Source organism: Enterobacter sp. 940_PEND (assembly GCF_001059415.1).
GTDB lineage: Bacteria > Pseudomonadota > Gammaproteobacteria > Enterobacterales > Enterobacteriaceae > Enterobacter > Enterobacter cloacae_M.
This window is the reverse complement of sequence record NZ_JUMS01000143.1, coordinates 1-22,801: the sequence shown is the minus strand read 5'-3', so window position 1 is coordinate 22,801 and position 22,801 is coordinate 1. Positions and strand designations below refer to the sequence as shown.

25 protein-coding genes are annotated in these 22,801 nt (G+C 36.5%); 10 read left to right on the top strand and 15 right to left on the bottom strand.

Annotated elements, in window-relative coordinates; all coding sequences use genetic code 11:
• Positions 1 to 125: 125 nt before the first annotated feature.
• Together ADJ24_RS20300 and ADJ24_RS20295 are read left to right on the top strand one after the other, a co-directional pair.
• Positions 126 to 689 carry a hypothetical protein gene (locus ADJ24_RS20300; RefSeq protein WP_001548714.1) on the top strand — a complete coding sequence of 188 codons (564 nt, stop codon included), beginning with the start codon at positions 126 to 128 and terminating at the stop codon, positions 687 to 689.
• Positions 690 to 1,075: 386 nt separating this feature from the next.
• The gene (locus tag ADJ24_RS20295; protein WP_048703589.1) at positions 1,076 to 2,950 is read left to right on the top strand and encodes a P-loop NTPase fold protein; all 1,875 of its coding nucleotides are present in this window, start codon (positions 1,076 to 1,078) and stop codon (positions 2,948 to 2,950) included.
• 41 nt (positions 2,951 to 2,991) lie between these two features.
• Here the strand turns inward: ADJ24_RS20295 and ADJ24_RS20290 are convergent, their stop codons facing one another.
• Genes ADJ24_RS20290 through ADJ24_RS20280 form a run of 3 tightly spaced genes read right to left on the bottom strand, consistent with a single transcriptional unit; the run spans position 2,992 to position 4,410 of the window.
• Positions 2,992 to 3,267: a hypothetical protein gene (locus ADJ24_RS20290; RefSeq protein ID WP_000428933.1), complete on the bottom strand. Its 276-nt coding sequence runs from the start codon at positions 3,265 to 3,267 to the stop codon at positions 2,992 to 2,994.
• Positions 3,268 to 3,276: 9 nt separating this feature from the next.
• On the bottom strand, positions 3,277 to 3,828 hold the full coding sequence (locus ADJ24_RS20285; RefSeq protein WP_016240046.1) for a lipoprotein: 552 nt from the start codon (positions 3,826 to 3,828) through the stop codon (positions 3,277 to 3,279).
• A 15-nt stretch (positions 3,829 to 3,843) separates the two neighbouring features.
• The gene (locus ADJ24_RS20280) at positions 3,844 to 4,410 is read right to left on the bottom strand and encodes a hypothetical protein (RefSeq protein WP_048703582.1); all 567 of its coding nucleotides are present in this window, start codon (positions 4,408 to 4,410) and stop codon (positions 3,844 to 3,846) included.
• Positions 4,411 to 4,751: 341 nt separating this feature from the next.
• Between ADJ24_RS20280 and ADJ24_RS20275 the strand changes: the two genes are divergently transcribed.
• The 4 genes from ADJ24_RS20275 to ADJ24_RS20260 all read left to right on the top strand — a co-directional run bounded on the left by ADJ24_RS20275 (position 4,752) and on the right by ADJ24_RS20260 (position 6,719).
• Positions 4,752 to 5,201 carry a hypothetical protein gene (locus tag ADJ24_RS20275; protein WP_048703578.1) on the top strand — a complete coding sequence of 150 codons (450 nt, stop codon included), beginning with the start codon at positions 4,752 to 4,754 and terminating at the stop codon, positions 5,199 to 5,201.
• 125 nt (positions 5,202 to 5,326) lie between these two features.
• Positions 5,327 to 5,797, top strand: coding sequence for a hypothetical protein (locus ADJ24_RS20270; protein ID WP_048703575.1), 471 nt, complete (start codon positions 5,327 to 5,329; stop codon positions 5,795 to 5,797).
• 113 nt (positions 5,798 to 5,910) lie between these two features.
• Positions 5,911 to 6,189, top strand: a complete 279-nt coding sequence (locus ADJ24_RS25635; RefSeq protein ID WP_223584468.1) for a hypothetical protein — start codon at positions 5,911 to 5,913, stop codon at positions 6,187 to 6,189.
• Positions 6,190 to 6,311: 122 nt separating this feature from the next.
• Positions 6,312 to 6,719 carry an H-NS family nucleoid-associated regulatory protein gene (locus tag ADJ24_RS20260; RefSeq protein ID WP_048703573.1) on the top strand — a complete coding sequence of 136 codons (408 nt, stop codon included), beginning with the start codon at positions 6,312 to 6,314 and terminating at the stop codon, positions 6,717 to 6,719.
• 62 nt (positions 6,720 to 6,781) lie between these two features.
• Here the strand turns inward: ADJ24_RS20260 and ADJ24_RS20255 are convergent, their stop codons facing one another.
• The 5 genes from ADJ24_RS20255 to ADJ24_RS20235 form a co-directional block, all read right to left on the bottom strand.
• Positions 6,782 to 8,029 carry a hypothetical protein gene (locus ADJ24_RS20255; RefSeq protein WP_048264296.1) on the bottom strand — a complete coding sequence of 416 codons (1,248 nt, stop codon included), beginning with the start codon at positions 8,027 to 8,029 and terminating at the stop codon, positions 6,782 to 6,784.
• A 381-nt stretch (positions 8,030 to 8,410) separates the two neighbouring features.
• On the bottom strand, positions 8,411 to 10,045 hold the full coding sequence (locus ADJ24_RS20250) for a tetratricopeptide repeat protein (RefSeq protein WP_048703570.1): 1,635 nt from the start codon (positions 10,043 to 10,045) through the stop codon (positions 8,411 to 8,413).
• A 9-nt stretch (positions 10,046 to 10,054) separates the two neighbouring features.
• Entirely contained in the window at positions 10,055 to 11,134 is a 1,080-nt protein-coding gene (locus ADJ24_RS20245) for a protein kinase domain-containing protein (RefSeq protein ID WP_048264298.1), read from the bottom strand.
• 309 nt (positions 11,135 to 11,443) lie between these two features.
• A complete protein-coding gene (locus tag ADJ24_RS20240) occupies positions 11,444 to 14,104 on the bottom strand; it encodes a DotA/TraY family protein (protein ID WP_048703566.1) in 2,661 nt (886 codons plus the stop codon).
• Positions 14,105 to 14,120: 16 nt separating this feature from the next.
• Positions 14,121 to 14,645 carry a hypothetical protein gene (locus ADJ24_RS20235; RefSeq protein WP_048703562.1) on the bottom strand — a complete coding sequence of 175 codons (525 nt, stop codon included), beginning with the start codon at positions 14,643 to 14,645 and terminating at the stop codon, positions 14,121 to 14,123.
• A 2,041-nt stretch (positions 14,646 to 16,686) separates the two neighbouring features.
• Between ADJ24_RS20235 and ADJ24_RS20225 the strand changes: the two genes are divergently transcribed.
• From ADJ24_RS20225 to ADJ24_RS20215, 4 genes are all read left to right on the top strand, one after another.
• The gene (locus ADJ24_RS20225; protein WP_048703555.1) at positions 16,687 to 17,421 is read left to right on the top strand and encodes a replication/maintenance protein RepL; all 735 of its coding nucleotides are present in this window, start codon (positions 16,687 to 16,689) and stop codon (positions 17,419 to 17,421) included.
• A 19-nt stretch (positions 17,422 to 17,440) separates the two neighbouring features.
• Positions 17,441 to 18,232 (top strand): hypothetical protein, encoded by a 792-nt coding sequence (locus tag ADJ24_RS20220; RefSeq protein WP_048703552.1) that lies wholly within the window; start codon positions 17,441 to 17,443, stop codon positions 18,230 to 18,232.
• A gap of 12 nt (positions 18,233 to 18,244) precedes the next feature.
• Positions 18,245 to 18,406: a hypothetical protein gene (locus ADJ24_RS25315; RefSeq protein ID WP_154292205.1), complete on the top strand. Its 162-nt coding sequence runs from the start codon at positions 18,245 to 18,247 to the stop codon at positions 18,404 to 18,406.
• Between the two features lie 374 nt (positions 18,407 to 18,780).
• The gene (locus tag ADJ24_RS20215) at positions 18,781 to 19,074 is read left to right on the top strand and encodes a hypothetical protein (protein ID WP_020239711.1); all 294 of its coding nucleotides are present in this window, start codon (positions 18,781 to 18,783) and stop codon (positions 19,072 to 19,074) included.
• A 96-nt stretch (positions 19,075 to 19,170) separates the two neighbouring features.
• Here ADJ24_RS20215 and ADJ24_RS20210 read toward each other — a convergent pair whose 3' ends face one another.
• The 7 genes from ADJ24_RS20210 to ADJ24_RS20180 form a co-directional block, all read right to left on the bottom strand.
• Positions 19,171 to 19,566 (bottom strand): hypothetical protein, encoded by a 396-nt coding sequence (locus ADJ24_RS20210; RefSeq protein ID WP_024176586.1) that lies wholly within the window; start codon positions 19,564 to 19,566, stop codon positions 19,171 to 19,173.
• Between the two features lie 112 nt (positions 19,567 to 19,678).
• Entirely contained in the window at positions 19,679 to 19,972 is a 294-nt protein-coding gene (locus ADJ24_RS20205) for a hypothetical protein (RefSeq protein WP_000034418.1), read from the bottom strand.
• A gap of 90 nt (positions 19,973 to 20,062) precedes the next feature.
• Positions 20,063 to 20,350 carry a hypothetical protein gene (locus tag ADJ24_RS20200; RefSeq protein ID WP_044348080.1) on the bottom strand — a complete coding sequence of 96 codons (288 nt, stop codon included), beginning with the start codon at positions 20,348 to 20,350 and terminating at the stop codon, positions 20,063 to 20,065.
• 16 nt (positions 20,351 to 20,366) lie between these two features.
• A complete protein-coding gene (locus ADJ24_RS20195; protein WP_048703538.1) occupies positions 20,367 to 20,753 on the bottom strand; it encodes a hypothetical protein in 387 nt (128 codons plus the stop codon).
• Positions 20,754 to 20,767: 14 nt separating this feature from the next.
• Positions 20,768 to 21,079, bottom strand: coding sequence for a hypothetical protein (locus ADJ24_RS20190; RefSeq protein ID WP_001515481.1), 312 nt, complete (start codon positions 21,077 to 21,079; stop codon positions 20,768 to 20,770).
• A gap of 29 nt (positions 21,080 to 21,108) precedes the next feature.
• On the bottom strand, positions 21,109 to 21,324 hold the full coding sequence (locus ADJ24_RS20185) for a helix-turn-helix transcriptional regulator (protein WP_000250489.1): 216 nt from the start codon (positions 21,322 to 21,324) through the stop codon (positions 21,109 to 21,111).
• Between the two features lie 186 nt (positions 21,325 to 21,510).
• On the bottom strand, positions 21,511 to 22,374 hold the full coding sequence (locus tag ADJ24_RS20180; protein ID WP_045354310.1) for a DUF6387 family protein: 864 nt from the start codon (positions 22,372 to 22,374) through the stop codon (positions 21,511 to 21,513).
• Positions 22,375 to 22,801: the final 427 nt, after the last annotated feature.

The following is a 22,801-nucleotide window of genomic DNA, read 5'->3' as shown; positions in this document are numbered from 1 at the left end:
ATCGTTAACTTAAGATACAAAAGCTGTTCGGAGATGGAGGGTCAAGATCACCTGATTTTCTGCATTGACTATAAGAAGCCTTCTATGGTTCTATCCCTATTGATTCAAACAACGAGGATAACCAAATGCAGTACCTTTACCATTTTACATCGCAGAAAGCTGCTGAAAAGATTGTAGCTGATGGTTCTATCTTGCTAGGACGGTTTCTCTCATCCAATGGTGTTGTTATGGAAAACTCAGCAGTTAGTTTGACTACAGACAAAGATCCCGTTGGGCACGGTTTACCAGATGGTAGAGAAATCACTCTAAAACAGGCTGAAACATTAAAATATTACACCATAATCAATGACAGGCTTCATTCCATCAATAACATAAAATGCAGAATCACTATAGCCCCTACAGGGCTAGATATTGTATCCGCCAGTGAATACTATAAAAACAGCCCAGATTTATTACGCGGGCTTTCCATTGCTGCTTATTTTCCTGTTGGTTTTGATGGCATCGGTCCAACTCACGAAAAAGATATATTGATTAAATCCAAAGCATCTACTTGGTGGTATTCTTTTGTGCCTATTACTGTTGCATCAAATATAATATCTTTTGGCATTGATATAACTGGTGAAGGTAAACACTATGAGGAATTGTCACCACCTGATTTCCAACAACTTTGCCAGTATATACATCAATGATTGGCGGTTCGTTTTTCATACTATGTAAAATATATTGTTGAAGATCAGTTAAAAGTATCTGATCTTTTTCTTTTTTTGTTTGGAACATGATTTTCTCCTATTTTATTTATAAGAATAATAAAACTAAACGTTTTATTCACTCAGATCACTCAGTAATCGTCACAAACATTTAGCTTCATTTTTCTGCTATTTTTGTTATCTTTACTATGGGGAATAATAAATCAATCGAGAGATGTCAATAGGGGCAATATCCATACATCCTCTATTCGTATTGTATTTACTCCTAAGTCCATGTTTTCAATATCTAATATTATTAATAACAAATGACAACAAAAAACTTTCGATGTAGAATGTAAAATCACTTTACAGCGAATGGTTTGTTAAAAATGGATCTTAATAATCATATAATCGATAATTTAAATTATTACTTAAATACAAGCACTCCAGAATATGCTTTCATGATTACTGGCGGGTGGGGAGCTGGGAAAACCTATTTTATAGAAAATTTCATAAAGGAATATAATAAAAATGCCATTGATAGTCAGTCTGGAAATAAAATAATAAAAATAAGTTTATTCGGCTTTAAAACCACATCCAGTATTGATGAAATGATTTTCCAATCATTACACCCACTTTTAGGCCACAGATATACTAAGTTAGCAGGTAATATTCTAAAAGGAGCATTAAAGCTCGGTTGTAAGATAGATATAAATGGCGATAGCAAACCGGATGTAGATATTAATACAAGTTTAGATAAAATAAAATTCAGAGAAATATTCTCTACTAATACGGATAGCGGAGAGATCATTATCGCATTAGATGATCTTGAACGCACTGATATCCCGTTAAAAGAAATTCTCGGGTATGTTAATTATCTTGTCGAAATTTCAAAGGTTAAAGTCATTCTCATAGCTAATGAAAAAATTCTACATGAAAAGGATAAATCATCCGAGGATAAAAATACGGATATTTATTCAAAATTTAAAGAAAAAGTTATAGGAAAAACATTCCAAATTAAACATAATATTGATAATGTTTTGGATGGCTTCCTCGATGAATCAGAATGTGCGCCATTAAAGAGACATAGAGATGTCATTAAAAATATCTATATACGCTCAGATGATACAAATCTCAGAAAACTAAAGCAAAGTATTTTAGATTTTGGATACATAGCAAATTATATCGATGAAGAAAAATTTAAAAATGAAGAGTATTCATCGCTGTTAATACGCGTTTTCTTTGCCTTATCATTAGAAATGAAAAGTGGTGAGCTAAGTGAGGAAAAATTAAGAAATAATGAGCCATTCCAAAGTGAAAAAGACAATAGCGATGGTTCTAATAATGCATTTTATAAATATGACATTAGTTACAGGAACTTGTATGTAGGTGATCTATGGGCTGATATTTTATTCAAGGGTGATGCAAGTAATTTAAAGTCAGCAACTGATGAACTTGTATATTTTAAACAACAAAAAAACAATGAACATCCTCTCTGGTTCAAATTATGGAATTTTAGCACACTGAATGAAGAACAATTTATTTCTCTTACCAATCAGCTAGTTTTGGAGTTCGACTCTCTTCAGAAGGAAGAGCATCAGGTTTACTTACATAAATTAGCCTTAATAATTTACTTCTCAAAAAATTCTCTAATTAGTAAGGAAATCGATGAAATAAACAATACAGTTTATGAATACATTAAGACCTATAAAGATGGTTGGGCTATTTTGAATAATCGCTCTTTTGAAGATATAGTCTTTGGAAACAATACTGGCTATAGCTACTACAATGATTCAGATGAAGACTTTAGAAAACTATTTAATTTACTCAGGTCTGAATGCAAATCTATCTCTGACGAATTAAAGCACCAAGCAGAAATCATCAGAGCAAATGAAATATTCACATATCTTGCACAAGGAAACAAGGATGAGCTGATCAATATTTTATATACTGAAAATCAGTTTAAGCCATTTTTCAATAGATTAAATGCTGAAGACTTAGTGAAGGTCTTGTTGCACTCAAGTAATTACATAACGTCGTACTTTAATCATATTATAAAAGAACGTTATACTTCGAGAGATACTCTCAATGGTCTGAGAGCATATAAATATCTGAAAATTGAAGAGGAGTTTTGGATTGAGTTACAAAATAAAATCTCGAAAGAAATACCTCGAATGCCTCCCCTAAAAAAACATTTCATGGAACAGCTTGATACAACCATTAAGGAGATAATAACAATCCTATCTTCAGTGCCTGATGTTTAAGTTTCTGGGGCTGGTCAATGAAATGTCCAGCCCCTTAAAAATTACATTCTTCTCCTGAACACAACATTATCAGAGAAAATTGCCTTACCTGCGACAAACCCAACAGCCGCAATTATTGGTAGGCTGATAGTAGCTCCCGCCATACCTGTAGACATTCCGATCAGTATAGACAGGCCGAAGGTCAATAATATAACCACGAAAGCATACCAGCCGGGGAAGGTTCCATACAGAACCGTCGCCATGCAGCCGGTGCAGACATGGACGCCTCTCTGACTTTCTTTTAGGCAAAAAGGACACTGAATAGTTTTGTTTTCCATGATAGCCCCTTAGATAGCTTTCCAGCCATTGCTGGTTTTAACAAGATTAATCATGCTCTCTTCAGGTTCATTCATACCCTTGACGCTGGAGAACGCTTTTTTGTCCACCCATGCAGGAACATCCGCCAACTTCCATGTATAAGACACGCGAACAATTTTCTGATTACCGTTTCCCGGTTCAGTCCATTCCTTCACTTCATCAACTACCCGGTGACCGACGCAGGCACCATTCTCACGGTTCCAAAACTCAACCTCTTGGCCCTTGTCAGTTACTTCCAGAACATCAACACTGCTAAACCCATTTGCCTGTTGTGAAACAGTGAGCAGCCCTTGTTCAACAAGTCCTTTAAGGATTTCATCACTGGCACTGTATCCGGCAGAACGGTAGCCACGGTTAACCTTAATTGGAAAACCTTTATTGAATACAATATCGTTGTCCTGCAGGGAGTAGCACAGCTTTGATTGTGATATTTTTGCGTTGATCGCTTTTTCAAAATCGCCTTTTTCACCGCATCCCGATACAAGAGCAGCAAGACCCGCCACGAGTAAAAATTTACGCATAGTGTTATCCCAGAGTTAATGGTTGATTGTGCCGTTTCTCAGAACAACCAGACGAACTGGCATATCGGCATTGTTGACGGTAGCGAATCCACGGACTTCGAAGTTGTTGACTGTTCCAGTGACACTGACTTTCTGGCCTTTCTTGTAAGTCAGAACGGCATCATCAAGGCCGGAGTAGTAATCCAGCCAGACCATCCCGCCGCAGTAGCTTGTATCGGCTGTTTTAAAGAGCAGATAATAGTTAGGGGCTGATTTAGGCATCCCCGTCATCATATCGCTGGCACTTCTGCCTTTCGTAACTTCAAGAACAGTCGCATTTGCGATTGAGATCCGTTTTCCCGTCCATTTTTTCTCTGCTGCCATTGCGTTTTCTTCATAGTCTTTGCAGACAGCACCAAGGCCAGATACAGACGATACCGGGCCAAGGCTTTGAGTGGTGGCAGTTCCCCCCAGCGCTTTACCTACTGAAGACAACGAAGAACTGATTGCTCCATTAACTGTATTCACGCCATCGTTGAGCTGCTGGCAGCCAGAAAGAAACACCAGAGAGACCGCCAGTGGTAAGAAGTTATGTCCTTTCATTTATTCCTCAAGGATTTAGTCAGATTCGTATACCCCAATCCCGGCGCACTGACCTATAGATCAGGAGTTATCGTCTAATCAATTGATAGAATTGAATTATTTTTAGTGTTCGTCACATCGTTTAAATCGATCGATACAAAACATATGATAGTCACAGGCTATCATAAATAACATATCGATCGATTAAAGCAATTAAAAAACCGATCGATAAATCCTTTTTAATCGTTAGAATCTATCAATATAAGCTTATCGATCGATTTTACAGATCATTTTGCTTGAGTATGCTGGCACTGGCGACTATGCTGGGCTGAGATAAAGCAGTAAAACAGCGAGGGATGAGCATGGAAAACAACAACGAGCAAAGCTTTATGGAAATCTTCGAAAAAGATCAAAAAATCGCTTTTGTTGACTCGTTCAGCGATGCTGCTTTGTCTTACGAATACGAACAGGCGGGCTTCACCATTAATTTAATGCAACGCTCGGTTCTTCTCTTTAACCATAATATAAAGAAAAACGTAACTGCCAAGCAGTTGCGTAAAAATAATATAAAGAAAAACGTAATGTCTTCGACATTGCGTAAAAATATGAACAGCACATTTATATACCCATATAGCAACATCAGGGAAATCAACTACACGCTGCCTGATTGCAGATCCGATGATGCCGAGATCTGTATTATGACTGGTGATGTATTAAATCCAGTCTGGACGTTCAGGGTTCCATCTCATGCATATTATATTTGCGAGCAATGGGTGGAAGTATTTAATAACCATATTTTCTTTGGCCCATAAACGAAGTATTAAACAAAAGGAAATTAAATATCTGACTAATGATATTAATTAATAGAATTATTTGCTTTTTATAAAGTTAATGTTTAATTATATACACATAGAATAATTGATATCGAGGTATATTTATGTCTGGAAAAAATCCGTTTTGGAATTATGATTATAATGCGGCGCAACGTAATAGAGAAATTGTAGACTCTTACCAACAGGCAAATGAGGCAAGGCTGGATTCTCAACAGTCGCAGTTTGAAGCATCTATGGCTAATGACAGGGTTAGTAGAATACAGATGCAGTTGAATAACACAATCAATAGCCATAAGAAGGTTGTCGCTGATTATGAGCAACGTCTTGAAGAATATAAACAAAATTTCTTTCGTGTAGCTTTACATAAAAACATTCTCTTCAGAACGGTTCGCAGACTTCAGGAGGAATGGCCGGATAAAAAGGAATTCATCCTTGATGAAATGCAAAGACAAAGAATTTTGTGTAATCAACAGGATTATAGAGAAAGATGGTGGAATGCCATAAAAGATAATAATCTTGCTGACGATTATCTTGAGTTTCCATTTCCTAATAGAGAGGTAAAAAACAAACCATAATAAGTAATTAACTATTCGATCATAACATTATATTTATTTTAATAAGACACTAACCTGCTGTGTCTCCTAAAAACACGCCTATACATCAACCATCCATTTTATGGAATACCATCATGACAACTATTTTGCATCCAAATTACGTTGTTGTATCAAAGCTAATATCTAAGTTTGACATTACACATGACAGTAGAGATGAAAATATCAACATCTTGATTTCTGTCATTTATGACTTGGATAACGGCATTACAATCGAACACTACATTAATAATCAGGAAGAGGCCGAGAAAAAATGCATTGAGAAAAATAGATTTTCAAGGAAGTTTAAAAATCGCATTGATAATATATCATCTGAAGAAACCCGCCCAGCTAAAAATAATCCCAAACCCAAATAAAAATTTGAACTCAGGATGGATCTGAGGTCTATACCATATAATGTATTGATTTTGTGCACAGGAACGATTAAAACTATGATGTTATTGCTTATATTCTTTACCACAAACATTAGGGAAATCGCATGTCTGATGCTTTAAAGATCATCAACAATGTTCGTACTCTCCGTGCTCAGGCTCGTGAACTAACACTTGAGACTTTGGAAGAGATGTTAGAAAAACTCACTATCGTTGTAGAAGAACGTCGTGAAGAAGAAGCCTCATTTCTCAAACAGCAGGAAGAGAAACAGGCCAAGCTGGAAGCATTCCGTCAGAAGCTGTTGGAAGATGGCATAGACCCGGCAGAATTACTTTCAACTGTTAGCCCATTTTCTTCCAAGACCGGAGCGAAGCGCGCCCCACGTCCAGCTAAGTATAAATACATCGATACCGATGGTTCTGAAAAAACATGGACAGGTCAGGGCCGAACTCCTCGTGCTATCGCTGCTGCCCTCGAAGCCGGTAAGACGCTGGAAGATTTCGAGATCAAATAATCTTCATACCAAGTCTACCAAATCCGCTGGCCCGTCGCTGGCGGTTTTATTCATGACTTCAATTATCTTGTTGCCTGAGTCGCTCTTGTAGCATTAGTTTTTAAATTATTCAGCATTTGCTTATCAACCGGTTGTAGTTGTTGTCCTAACAGAGCCGCAAGCAAAATATTTGTGTCTTCTGTTCTTTCGATTTGAAGCATTTGTAATCTTAAATCAAGTGCCTGCATTCTTGCCTGCTCATGCGCAGTTTCTTTTTCATCAGCACTACTGATTTTTACCTGCCAAGCGTCAGCACCTGTTGTATCTGCATAGCGTGAATAGATCTCATATCTTAACATTTCCCACTCTGAAGGATTATCCGGGAATGTTGTGCCGGGAAATAAGGTCGCATACTTGTTTTTTACGGAAGCATCTGACCAAGCAAGGTTTGCTCCCTGCGTAGAACCTAATGTGGATCCTATTTTGGCCCCTCTGGAGTTCACTGATACATTACTTGCTTTTTTCATTGCCAGTACGGAATCAATGGCGTTTGTTCCAGCAGTGCTTCTGGAGACAAAGCTCGAAAAGGCGGATAAATATTCTCGACCTTCATTTGTGTCTTCTAACCCTTTGTTCTTCAATGGTTCAACAGGCAAGTTACCTATAAGATTTCTTTTTGCCGCTTCAGCAACTTCAATCTGCTCCACAGAATAAGACTGATTCGAAACCTTATTAGACAATGCATCTGATGTAGATAATGGTGGTGTAATTAGGCTTGATGCCGATTTATCTTTATCAGGATACTGACCTATAGCATTGCACCCACCTCTGTTATATTTCACATCATCTTCAGAGCAAACATTTATTGATACTCTGCCCATGATGTTTTTCTTGGCCTCATTTATTCCGGTATTTGCTTGCGTAAACATCTTAACGCTGTTTTCAGATAAAGCCTCTTTCGCTGAGCTTGTATTCGATCCTGCTGCACCACGACCACCTGCGCTTGTGACTTCTTCACAGGCGTTGGCATCAGGTATTCTGTTTAAGATATTTTTCATACGCTGTTCTTGGATTGCCTGACTTGCATTACTGACAACAGCATTCTTCTGATTCTCATTTGCTGTTATGGTTGCTTGTGCCAGTTTGTCGTTCATTGAAACTAATGTTTCGATTATTCCATTTCCCATAGATTGAGGTGATCGCCCCATCAAATAAGGATCCAGAGTATAGTTTGTGACCGGATAAACAGCCTCTGCATGACTTGAATACAATATTGTCAAACATATTACGCTCGCTATGTTTAATTTTTTTATTTTAAATCCCCCTCTCACAGCCCACTCCTCTTTATTCACTACCTATTATTTAATTAATCCATTAAAAGCAGTTTGTCAATTTTATTAAAAATTATAATAGAATAGATTAAAGACTTGGAAAACAACCATTTTTTATGTGACCAACCCAACCTCGTGTAATTAATTTTACAATTTTCACATCACGCAGTAGTTTTCTCAAACATTTATTACCCACACACATCCCCCCATAATGCACTAATGCTTGCATTAAAAATACTGATTTATTTCATGCAATAAAAATGTAGTATGAAGTTCGATACAATTGAACACCGCATATTATTAATAAAGGATAATTTATTATTTCGCTTACGCAATTAGATAATGAAAAACGAAGCCTAATGATTTCATTAGGCTTATTTGTTATTTGGATATTATTATCTTCGGTGATTTAGGATCGAAATCGAAAGTTACAATCTTATCTTTTTTTTCTTCTCTCGCAATAAGATTGCTTAAATCTAAACTCGTCGATTTTATTTCATCCCATTTCAGTGGATTCTCTTTTAACATATTCATTTTTATGAAATAATAAACTAAAGCAGGTTCTTTTCTGGCTAGACTGTTTTTATAAGCCTGTTCCATTTCATAGAACACTTCGTCTTTCCATGAAACATCAGCAAGAACGCACTCACGATAGTGATTCATATTTGCTACAATGCCTGACGCATTTTTACTTTTTGAGAAAAGATCACAGGCAATTGCATAATACTCTTTACCTAATTCAAATCTGTTTGTTTTATAATGCAAAAGGCCCAAGTTAGCATTAGCATGGGCAGCCGTATTCTCGTTATCAACAGCAGCAAGACTTTTGAGAGCCCCCTCCCATTCTTTTACCCTTTCCCAGTTAATACATTGCTCCACTCTATCCAAGAGACATATCTCAGAAAATAGTTTGTTTAAAATTAACGTTTCATCGTGCTTGTCTATTCCCAAACCTTTGACAGCATATTCATAGCATAATGCATAGTTGTCTAAAACTGACGACAAATAGGTAACCATTATTGCAGGTTGAACAGAATAGGACTCATCTTCAAACCATTTAATTCCAAAATCTATAGCAGAAGAAAGATCATAATTATAGTATTTCTCCCACATTTTCGCTTCGTATGCACCTTGTTGACTAAACAAAAGTTCACTATTAACTAAATTCGAAAGATTCGCATTCCTTTCTGCCCACTTTGCTTGTGCCAAGGAATTGTCATTAGGTTTTCGTAATGAACTTACATATAATTTTTTTGCTTTCTTTAATGCTCCATTAGACAATTCTATTGTCGCTATTGAACTCTCCAATTCCGTAAGATGCAAAGGAGAAAATCTTTCAGACTCAATAAGTTTTCTCGCTTGAGATACCATTTTCAAAGGGCGATTATAACTTTCCGCCACCGCGATCTCGGCTGATAGTAACCATGGATCTTCTTTTAACATTGGATGCTTAGACAATAGATAATGGGCTTTATCACTTTGATTATTATTAACATAAAATCTTGAAGCAACTCTAATGATCCAACGATGATTAGGTAATAGATTTGTACCGACTGTAACAGCTTTCTCAGCTGAATCCAGCTTACCAATTGATACGTAAGCCCTTGCTAAATCAAGCCATGCTAATGCATCTTTGGGATTATTATGCAACCATCCTCTTAATATTGAGATGATTGGTTTTTGAGTTTCAGTTGGTTCACTATCATGCTTACCACCTCTTAAAATGAATTTAGCAAATTGTAGGATTTGTGGTGGTAAATCAAATCCCTGCACAATAAATCTTGCCGCAACTCTCGATTCTGCTTCTCGGTTTTCTATATAAGCAACATTTAACAACTCTATTGCTGAGCCTAAATTTTTATTAAGAACAAAATTTTCATATAAGTCATCTGTATTATCAGACAATGAGGAAAAATCTCCACCATTAAAAGGTTTAATTTCAGGAGACTTTAGGGAGTCGATTGACTTCGTCCATTCAGGAAGCAATAGTCTTTCTTCTTTATCAAACAGGCTCATTTTGCTTCCTTATATTTTATTGCTGAGACCAAAAACCTTCAATTTTTGAATTAAAAGGTCGAATTGAGTTATAAGTCGATCCAAACCTAATTCTATCTTTGCTATCCCGCCTCCTTTAAGCATTCCTCTGTTTTCATAACTTGGATGACTACACTGCAACACTATGTTTTTCAAACCTAAACCTAACCAATCTGGATGAACCCCATCAAATACCTCTAAGCTTTGAAAAAAAGCCTTCTCTAAATAAGGTAAAGCGAGATCGTATTGATTCCCACTCCCCCCCCAACGTGGCGGTGCTATTTCTGTAGGAACAAACTCTCTCATCAAACTATTAACGGTTCTGCCAGTAAATAAAAAAGCAACTATTGAACCTAACTGATAAATATCACAACGCTGCCTTCTATTTATCCATTCAGGGGCTATCAGCCCATAGAGTTGTTCAGGAGGCGCATAATTTTGATCTCCAGTAATCGGAAAGTTATCAAAACGATGTGGTACACCTTGTAAACTTGCTCTGCCTAAATCACCAACTTTAGCATTTAAAGAATCGAACACCATTACATTTGAAGGTTTCAAATCTTGATGTGAAATATTTGCAGAGTGTAATTGTCTAATACCCATTGTAACATCTTTCAGGTATCCTAATTTCATTGCAAGGCTGACATCCTTTGTTCTTTCGACATACATCCTTATATCTCCGGATTCGGCCAGCTCCATAATTAAATATGGTACTATTCTACCATCAATTACCGATTGTCCTTTGTTAAGAACTTTAATAACATTTCGCATTCTTTTTTCAATGCAAATTTCATTTAGTTTATCCTCAAACTGATAATCAGACGTAAGCACTGACATTATCTTCATAAAATCGTGGCCTTTAGACAAAGCTTCCTGCATTGTCTTTTCAAAATCAAAGGCTTTGAGAAATGCCATCTTTCCTGTATTTTTATTTTTCACTTCATAAGACACCGAAAAGTTCCCCCCCGTTCCGATGCCCGTTTTTGTTCCTACTGGTATAATTCTTTCAACAAGCCATTCGTTGTTTAATTCTAAGCCGACCATTTTATTAGCTGGAGTTGTGGTAGTCATGAATAATCCCATTTAGGTATTAAGAAAGAATTTTATAACCTACATCTTTATCTATTCTATTGATAAGATTAAACCACTACTGCATAAAATTGAAACTAATTAAATATCTACATATCAATAAGTTAAGGGTTTTACATTTCTATTCATCCTTTCAATTGTGCTCTACATCAAACTTTACTTTTGAATTCTCCCAACCTCACGCATATAGTTGCCAATAAAACTATTTACTCAGAAATAATTACAATAGTACACTAACTAAAGGATATCATACATCCATTGTAATCAAAGAGGGCCTAAGCCCTCTTAATATCACATTCCATCATTACCTTCTTTTGATGATGAACTACCACCGGAAGATCCACTACCATTCCCTTTATCTGGAGCCTTAAAGCTTTCAATTGGTGAAGCTTGGGCCTGTAAACTTACAGGCAGCAACGGTCTGTTATGTTCACCAAATGATACTGCTCTGTTAGCAGCCTTTTGAGCTACATTCATATAACCCGCTGCGCCTGCTGTGTCACCAATAGCATCTGCTGCCTCAGCTGCATTGTAAGCCGAGTTAGCACTTTCAAGAGACTGATATTCATCCTGCTGATCAAGTGGGCCAGCATTACTCATATGAGTTCTGAATGCAGATCCCGTATCATTGGCTCTATTAGTCGCCTGTGCTTTCCCCTGTTGGGCCTGTTGCTGTTGTTGAAGCTCACGTTGCTGTTCACGGTCTTTGTTGATTTGCGCATTCCTGATCTGATTACCCATCGCATTTGAGGTATGAGAAACCTGATCCAACACGGTTTTGGTAAACATAGCACCTTCAACACCTTTTGATGCCGACTGTGCGTAACCCGACATGCTCTGACCACCATGAACACCAAGCCACTTCATAATTTCATCAGGGATGATGTGAATCAGTGAAAGTGATTTTTTCACTACCGTAAACATCATCGCAATATAAACAGCAATGAGAGCCAGTGACTCGATGATACCTATCCCGGCATTGGCTGACATCATGCCAAACGCGCCGGAGAATGTTTCATTGACGATCCCACCAAGGATAGGGAGCATCGTATAGGCTGCTATCAAGCCTGTTATCATCAGTGCTGGTCGCATGGTTAACGATAAAACCAGACCATAACCAGCGCCTCCACGACCCACTACGCCATCACCATCTGGATGCAAATGTGTTATTACCCATAATGGTGCTGCGACCATTGCTTCAAGGCACAGGATCATCCAGCCTACGCAAACACCAAACCACATCACGTAAGGCAACATAGGAATAACGACGGCTAAGGTATCACCAGCTATCCATAAAGGGATAACCAGTGGCATCACAATGCCCATAGCGCCAAATGCACCTGATACCCAGCTTGCAGTCCATGAAGTCCATGCACCAAGACCTGCGCCAACAACCGCAGAACTCCCTAATAACGTCCAGCCAGCAGCACTGATTGTATCCCCAAGCCCTTTAACGGCTAATAACGGGTTTATCGCCTGTAAATTGGCAGCGGTTGTGTCGGTTGAAAATGAAACAATTTTCCCTTGTTTTCTGCCATTGATAACGCTGGAACTGAGAAAACCCGCCATTGCACCAGAAATGCTCTTATTGGCTTCACTCTGAAGAGAAGAAACAATTTTTCCGGCATCATCTGTTTTAGGGCCAGCGCCACTTTTACCGCTGGTATTGGCTTCTGTCCGGTTTTGCGCATCAATCCCATTCGCGTATCTTGAAGCTGTCGTTGATTTCGCCATATCCTGAGCCACTTTTGCCATAATCGCGTTCATGCTGTTATCGAATATATCGCCGTATTCCATTGTCGCTTGCCCAGCGACAGGAAGATTATGAGCGGCACCGTTAATCGCGTCCTGAACACGGATAAGTTTCATACTCCATGCGCCAGCCATAAACCATCCGTCTTTCTGGACATTCTCTTTGAAATCATCCCACTGGTTGCCAGTGGAGAAAACTGTTCGTACTGCAGTATCAATAATGGATACATATGAGGCCGTTGCGCTGTTTATTCCGGTCTGAATATCAATATTATTATCGGCTACATACTGTTCAGCCAGCGTTTTCATACTGTTATTGAGGTCGATGAATGCGGCATTGTGTGCCTCAATAACATCTGAAATATTCGTCTTTATATCCTGTGGCATATAGGCCATATACATTCCGCCCCCTGCAATGGTAGCCTGAGCTTTCGCCTGTTCGTCATAAGAAGCTTTGGCCTTGGGGTCTGTAAGCGTGATGCTTCCACAGGCAGCCTTTGATACCAGTAAATTTTTATTCATATCATTACCGGCATTTCTGGCCCCATAACTGTATGTGTATAAATAGGGACCTTTCTCCGGCGTCATTTCAAACGCAGGCGTGACGTGCGGGAAAGGATCGGCTGCTGCTGATTTCTTCCATAATTCACCCGCCTTCAACATACAGACGTTATTGATAAAGGCAGTTTTCGCTATACGGTCAAGTTCCTGATAAGACGCCGATGTTGTGATAACAGCCCCATCTGAGGGGTTGGATGCATAGGTATTCCAGACGGTATCTGCCAGACCGACTCCCTGATTAATCATCCACAGCACCATAACCTGAGCGGCACAGAAACCACCTGCTGCCGGGAGTATCATTGCCGTGCCTAATGCAGTTCTTACGGGCAACCACATGGAAGACCATTTCTTACCCAACATTTCTCCGTCATGTGCCGTTGACATGGTTCCGGCAATCAGTGTGTAGGCAGCTAAAATTCCTCCAACCAGTAAAACAGCGCTGTTGAGGATCGTCATAGTGCTGGCTAAGGGACTATCCGCTAAATTGTCGGGGAATAAGATATCCAGAAACCACAGCTTTGATTTGTCTGTCTCCGGGACAGTAAATAAATCGGCGGCATAAGCTGACTGAGTTAATAACAGGCAAGCTAATATTGCTAATAATATCGATACTTCTTTTTTCTTTATATTTATCATCATTACATTCCTTTGCCTCTTACTTCATTGAATTACTGATGCTGCTCCAGACATCGGTTCCGTTGACTGTTGCTCCCGATCCTGATGAAGAGCCTGTTCCTGTAGAAACACTTCCACTTGCGACATTCCCAAGGACGGGCATATCAATAGAAATACTTTCGGATATACTTCCGGTCAGTTGACTGACTTTTTCTCTCGCAATCGAACAGGCTTTACTTATTGCTGCTTCCTTCGTTTTTTTAATTATTGAATCCACAGATGGCAGGCTGATGCCGAGGTTTCCCACAGGCCAAGCGTCCGTACAGCCAATAGTCTCAAGCGATTGATTGATGTTATCCATGAAATTCTTCGCTACCGGCTCTAACTGAGCCGCATCCTGCTTCATGGCGTTATATTGCGCTTGTTTTAATGATGAACTGACATCCGGGCTACAGACTGCTGCGTTAACCGTGGTTGCTGAAATTAATATTGTTGCCGGAAAGATTATTTTGAAAATGTGGACACAGACATTTGTTCGCCATTTATTTTTATTAAGTTTATTCATTTGATACTCCTTTGATTTATTACAAGTTATTCACCATATTTTCTTCTTCTGATTAAATAAAAATACAATGCCTTATTAATATATATTAAATAAAATAGAATTAATCAAGAGAATGATAATTTAATTTGACAATGACTTTATTTTTGATTATTGTTTAAAAGTAAATAAATGACTACTCCAAAAATTTATTACAATACTCTGAAGAGGCCAGTTTATCTGGCTTCTTTCCTTTTAATTTTATAATCTGTTAGTTTAACAAGTTTGAACTTCTAAGATAGTAATATATTTATTGTGATCATTTCTCTTGATAATTTCTTTCTTTATATTGATTGCATTACTAAAGCCAACCTTGACTTCTGGCTTTTTTTGTTCTTTTTAATTTTGCCTTTACTTTTGTTTTAATAAATTATTTTTGAAAACTTTCTCATCTTATGAGCTAAAGCTCATAGGCTTCGCCCTTACTCATCATATTAACTAGAAGTGCATCAAGGCTATAGCATTTGCTGTTAAACGCATAGGTAAACTATATCCCCAATAGCAGTGCTGAGTGATTGTCCAAAACAATCACATTGCTGGAACAGGGCTGGTCCCTGTTAATGATGAATTTATCCAAAAAAATTGCGGCAGTAGCCGCTAATATGATAATAGTCTTATTAATCTTACAAATTAATGTGCGATTTAGTTTTAAAGATATTTCATACGCTAGCTTTACCTTAAACTTAATTAAAACCTCATATCGAAAAAGATCATTTATTATGAGCTTACGCTCATGGCAACGCCCTTTCTCTATATCTATCAACTAGAAACTCAGCGAGGCTATAGCATTTACTCTTAAACGCATAGGAAAACTATATCCCCAATAGCAGCACTGAGTGATTGTCCAAAACAATCACATTGCTGGAACAGGGCTGGCCCCTGTTAATGATGGATTTATCCATAAAGAACTGCGGCAGTAGCCGCTGACCTAATAATAGTATAATTAATCTTATCAATTCATATTCGATTTAGTTCTTAAGATTTTATATACGCTAGCTTTACCTTGAAATTAATTAAAACCTCATATTGAAAACAGATCTTTTCTTATGATCTTTCGCTCATGGCTCCGCCCCTTATCTATATATTAACGAGGAATCAATCAAGGTTATAGCATTTGCTCTTAAACGCATAGTAAAACTATATCCCCATAGCAGCACTGAGTGATTGTCCTAAACAATCACATTGCTGAAACAGGGCTTGCCCCTGTTAATGATGGATTTATCCATGAAGAATTGCGGCAGTAGCCGCCAGTAAATAGGAGGAAAACAATACTTCCGTGTCATCGGCAGCACTTCGTGATTGTATGAAACAATCACTTTGCTGCAAATAAAACACAAAGAAAACGCTGCAAAATAACATGGTGCCATTTATTTGGCACAAGTTTCCCTTTTACTATATTAGTACTAGATGTTACGAGCTGTTTTTAACTTTATTATCATATGGTTATAAAGTGAAAGGTTATTAAAAATAAGAACTATTGAATATCAAAGGTTATTGATTTTACAAACTAGAGTTATCAAATCTAATAACCTTACTTTCACCTAGAAATAGTAACGCACTAAATCAATATAGCATTTGCTCTTTAACACATAGTAAAACTATATCCCCAATAGCAGCACTAAGTGATTGTACGAAACAATCACTTCGCTGAAATAAGTGTAAAGAAAAATACATATCCCTGCGAAAAACTCCTCATATATAACACAAAAGAAAAACTGGACTCTCTTAACTTCTTACTAATTATTTAATTATAAGCACCCTCCCAGCCCAATAAAATCAAGGCTTCACACCTTTTTTTGCTATGTTTAAACATAGCATATACCTATGTTTAAACATAGATCCGTCCTATGTTTAAACATAGCAAGACTTATGTTTAAACATAGGTTTTTTAACATATGATAAGATCATAATAATAAAATACTTATTTTATTTATAGTTTTACTATTGACTTTCCATTTTGTGCATAGTATTTAAAATATATAATAAAAACAATAAGAGAGAAAATATGAATACTAATGACACTGAACTACTTCGCTTATTTGATACATTAACGACAGAACAAAAGATTGATATCGCCAGACACTTACTGCAAAACAAAGATATTAAATCAACTACAGTTATCGCCAAAGAAGAAGATAAAGCGATCTCATTTTCCCAGCCTTATGTTTTTGCTTTCACATCTAACTTTCGTGTTTTTTCTGATCTGGACATATCTAAGAATGAATTCCGTGTATTAACTTACATCTTGGAATACATGGAGTTTGGAAACCTTATTAACCTTTCTCAGGCATCACTCTGTAAAGCGTTGAACATCGCATCTAGTAATATGTCAACCATATTCAAAAAACTAAAACAGAAAGGCATTCTCGTTGATCATCATGGACATCTTTATATTAACTCAAACATCTTTGCCAAAGGTATGAGTCATCAACTTGATGAAAAGCGTAAAGAGCATTTAAGCAATGCAAGAAATGTTCAGGCTGAGATTGAACAATACCCTGATGGTTATCAAAATCTTTCTCAACAGGAAAGACGAGGATTAGCCCTCGAAACAGTAATTCAAAATATTTATACAGATGCTTTTATTTTTAGCAAGAAGAAAAAGAACAATGCAGTTCCTAATGCTAAAAACAGTATCAAGATAGATAAACCCCGCAAGGTATATAAACGAACAAAAGAAAATGAAGCAAATAGACAAGATTTAGTTAATATCACTAACCACTTAAAAGCTGTTTCCTAAATAATAACAAGGAATGAAAATGAAAAAACTACCCGGTTCACTTGAAATAAAACTTCATGAAAAACTATCAAAAAACGACATTCTGAATGTCTTAGCAGAACATATGACGATGCTTGAGGAAACATTTGGCATTGAAGAGTTCAAACTCTATTCTTTTCTTGAATGTTATATTGATAGTAAAAAACAGTCCTTTTATCATGAAGAACATAATACTGTTGTAAATTCATTTAACTTACAAGGTAATGAGAAACTTGAGAACACAGCAAAAATAATTTCAAAAGATGGTAATAAAAGAATCGTCTCTTTTGATAAAAATATCGATGTAGATAGAATACGTTTAACAGTTGAAAATATTCAGAAGCATAATCCGTACCGATATTGGCCTAACAATATTCAAGTCATTCCATCATCAGTAGTCAAGAACATCATTCAAGATAAAGAAAGCCAACTACAATTAGAAAGAGATAAACTTTACTTCCTCAACCAACTGAGACGTAAACAAGAAGAGGAACAAAGGCGTAAAGAGCGTGAGGAATTTGAGCGTCCATTGAAATCACTCATTACAAAAAAGATCATGGAAAGCGGCCTAACTGATTTAGAGTTCAAAAGAACAATATGTTCAAGCTTTGACTATATAAAGAGCCGTTCTGTAATAGCAAAATACCTAGCCAATAAACCTGATTTGTTAGAAAAATATCATGACTCCAGAATAATACGAATGTCCATTAAAAATGATGAAGGTAAAGTCGGCAAGGTTGAACTTTATGATCTTTCTGGAACACTAATTTTTGAAAGCTATAAAAACAATTAAGAGAGTTATGATATGCAATGTTCTTGTGATAAAAATGGTGCTGATTTAAAAGGCATAAAAGGTAATAATCATCCATTTTCTATTGAGGAAAGAAAATGGGCTGCCGAGGCAGTAGCTGATTGTTATAAAAGAATTGAAAATGGAAATGCAAAACGGCTGAAATCAGAATGTTAATTTAATGAATTCGGTAATTATCGCAAATAATATATCTGATATACACGTCGAAATAATTCTAGTGGAGGAAATAACATGCAATGTTCATGTGGTAGAGAAATGACAGAGAGGTTTTCTGTTTCTAAGAAATGCAACTTGAGATGGGAATACTCTTTTTGTAAGTCTTGTGGAAGAATCGATGCAGATTATCTTTATAGCTACGATAAAACACAGTTTATTGAACGAGGTTATTCAGCAAGGCTAAATTATAGAGACATGACAAGAAAAATAGATAATTAAATCCATGCCTCTCCATTAAATTTGACACTTATCCCTTATATATTAATATATAATATATAATATATACCCGATTAACTAAAATTAGAGAATATAACATGAAAGACTATATAAAAAAAGCACAGGAAAATGAAACAATTATTGATGGTGGTAAAGTTTACGATGAGCTTAGGCGCGATTATCTTAACAGAAGTTTCCTTTTTCCTTGCTCAGATGAAAAAACAGATGATGATTTTAATCCTTTCAGTGACGAAGCATATATTAAAATGAAGTCCTTGCATGATGAAAGAGATAATCTTAATTTTAAAAACAAAATGAAAGAGATTAAAAGGAATTTATCTACATCACAAAAAAAAGAAGTCGAAAAAATAATGAAAAACAAAATAAAATAATTTTTTAAATATCCAGCCATGAAAAACACTTTCTCCGATGAGATAAAGATCATGACTACTTTCTTTATCTGAATATATAGAAGCCTACATTGACTTCTATATCCCATTAAACCTATTAAATATTTTTAACTTCCAATATTCAGAACCTTCCTCTTTCTCTCGAAGATTGGCCTCAAGATTCTTCATGATTAGCGCTTTTACTCCTTGGTTATGTGCTGCCATTACTTTGTTAAAGAGTTCTTTTTCATCTATATCTTCCCGTTTTACTTTTTCTGTTCCATTCACTTTTTTGTAGTAATCGAAATCATCGAATAGATTGTTTATTTGTATTTTAAGTGCCTGTCCCACACACTTTTCATTTTCAATGATCATTACCGCTTCATTATGAAATCCATATGCTATTTCGTATATGAAATCGCAATATAATGATAAGACCGTGCAAATAGCAAAAGACATTGATTCATTTTTTTCGTATAATACCACATCATTCATATCATATTCCTCTTGTAATCGATGTACAGCCCCATTACGGGGCCACATAATCTAAATCAGTGAGTAGATAACAACTCTGCCCATGATTTCTTAATCTATTTTTATTTTGATATTATTTACAAAACTCCCATGAATGCCGGACCAGACGTTCCGCTACCTCTTCAAAGTTTACTTCTTCAAGCTTTCCTTCCAGACATTCACATTGGATAATGATGTAAAAATTTTTACTGATATGCTCAATAACATTGCCGATGAAAACACACATAAAATCCGCATCATATACCAAGTATGAGACATTATCAGAGGCCATATCCTGCATAACCTTCCAACTAGCCTCAAACGAACGCTCTGCAATATTATAAAACGTTTCTGTAGATACACTTTTAATTTCAAAAATTTTACTCATGGTTACGCCTCACTATTAAATGATATTTGTTTGCTTTTTTATTTTTTTGCCTCATGAATGAGGCTAAAAATGATTTATTAAATAACCTTTTTATCTTCGTTTGTGATTAACACGTAATGTTATCAACACCACCTCCTTATCAACCATTTTTACTGAATGCCCTTGTTCAAAGTACTCCCATCTGACTACTTTTTTAAAAGCTGCACCTGCATTTTTAATGCTCTCTTTATAAATGCCTTCCATGAATGCATCATCCTCCATTAACATCTCTGCTTCATTAGGCCGTGTTTCCTTCAGCGTATTTATTCTCATTTCATAAAATAACTCAGCAAGGTGCAGGAATACTTTTCTTGATTCTTTTATCAGTTTTTCACTCATCTCATCACCTCTTATTTTACATCACAGACTGTTTATTTGCGCTGATTTCTATTCTTTTGTAATAAAGAACGTAACCATCCCCACTAAAACATTTAATCAAAAACTCATGATAGCTACTTAGTATAGTTTTAACCTCCGGGACTGATATGTGTTTAATCTTTATCTCTTCAGGACTTTCAAACCATTCCTGTAACGTGAGATTAATAATATCCATTATGAATATCTCCCTGTAAAATCCATCCTTCATTTTTTTCAGAAATGCATCCTCCCTTAGATTGTAATATAAGTAATGTATAAACTCATTGTAGAAATTTACAACATCAGTAGCAAAGTTTGCTGTCTCAGCATTACTTGCGGATATTTTAACGGGTATTTCATTCCAGCCTAAACATTTTTCGTTCATATTTCCCCCTCTCATTAATAGTTAGTACGATACGCAGAATAAATAACTCTCAGATTCCTTCTCACCTCATCCAAGAACAGATAATATTCTTTCCCTTTATTATCTTTCATTGATTCAGCAAACTCTTGTTTTGTTCGTTCGATCACTTTTCCAATCACTTCTTCAATATAAAGTCGGTCTTTAAAATGACGCTCATAATCATTTCCCATACAATCAATCATGACCTGAAGATGTTTTCTAAAGTTATTTATTGCCATTTCCATAAATACTTCTGTCTCATCATTCGTAACAGTCACCACACAAGGCAGTACGTTTTTACTTTTCATCTTAACCTCTCATTATTTAATAAACTTTTTTAGATATGATTGCGAGAATCAGAAATGATTTTGTAAATCCATTCATCAATCTCACTTTCAATAAATGCTATAGAGCGCAATCCGGTTTTTACTTGCTTAGGAAATTTACCCGCTCTTATTAAGGTATATATCCACGTTTTACCAAACCCTGTTCTTCTTTTTACTTCTGGCAAACGAATCAGTTTCGGATGTTTATCTGTTTTGTTTTGAACCATATTATCTCCTGTTTTTTTTACGTAATATCTTGGATATTTCGTTTTTTAGTATGTTGTTCGATGGAGATAATTCTAGGATTTTGGCTAGTTCTAAACTAGGGATGTTCACCAACCGTGAGTTTCGCGGAAATTTTTGGAGGGATACGCTTTTTAGGGATGTTCGCAGGTTGTGAACATCCCTTGTGTTTACTTTTTGTTTTTATCCGAGGATTTATCGTTAAGTGTTATCACATCAACGATACCCCAATCCTTCAACATATTGTTTTTAATATAGAAATCATTTAAAACCTTGAAGTACTCATCGTTATCAAGATAACTTTTCGCGTAATCATAATCAGTATCTTTGATGTTCTCACTACTTCTGACCCCATTATTACCATGCAGGATGTCAGCTAAAATGGTGAAAGGTATGTTCTTACCTTCGTTGTAGAGCTGTTCCCATGAGATCAAATCCATCAAAGGGATGACTTTGTAATCAAGTATTCTTTCAAAGGTCTTATGACCAAACCTAAATTTTCGTTTCGGGGGTTTAGGCGTTTTCAGGTGCTTTTGCCATAGAGCAATCAGTACTTTCAGATGTTCTGCGAGATCGTCACTGCTGGCTTCTTCCAAGTCAATTTCAATCAGCATCTTGTTAGCAGGGTTCATGCCTCCTTGTTTCAGATACTCAGAGATGTAGTCGGAACTCACTGCAACAGGGTCTGTTTGCTCTGAAGTTTCCAGCCGATACATAGCCCGCCCATAGTTGAACAATTGAACTCTGGTCATTGGTCTTACAGCATAGCTATGCGACAGTCTGTGATTGTCTGAAATCCAGTCTGATTTAAGTATCACATCACCACATCGGATTGTGGCATCATGGTATATCGCTTGCATTTGATTTTCTTTGCCTGCTGTTTCCCATTGTTGTCTTGTTTTGTAAGCCAACATCCGTCTTTCAAGCTCTGCATAGATTTGTTCTAAGGTGAGGTCTTTAAGGCCATCATATCGGCGTACATCAAACCAAGATAACGCTGCCCTGATTTCTTCCATTTCCTTTTGTGTAGTCATTGTTCTACCGATTGCTTTTGTGTTTCCTAAACGTTAGCCCATTCAACATGATAGAGAAAGTGGAAAAGAGGAGCGGGTTTTCAAAATGGTGTGAGCACAGTAAGTCACCTTGAAGGTCAGTGCTTTCACCTTGACTAAACATGATTTATTTAATAAAAAATAACCAATTGTTTTTCATCATTTATTTTAACAAAATAACGACAACATCATGTTGATAATGAAAGCAAATTTAGATACGTATAGTCAGATGATTATGACAACAACCAATTGTTTTTAATTGACATTTTTACCACAAGAAAACAATAATGATGGTAAATATGTTGGTAAAAATATGGCTATATTTAACAAAGGCAGTAATAACAGGAGATGTAGATGAAGTTCGAGTCCAGTCAGAGGAGCCAAATTTGAAAAGCCTGCTTTTAAAGCA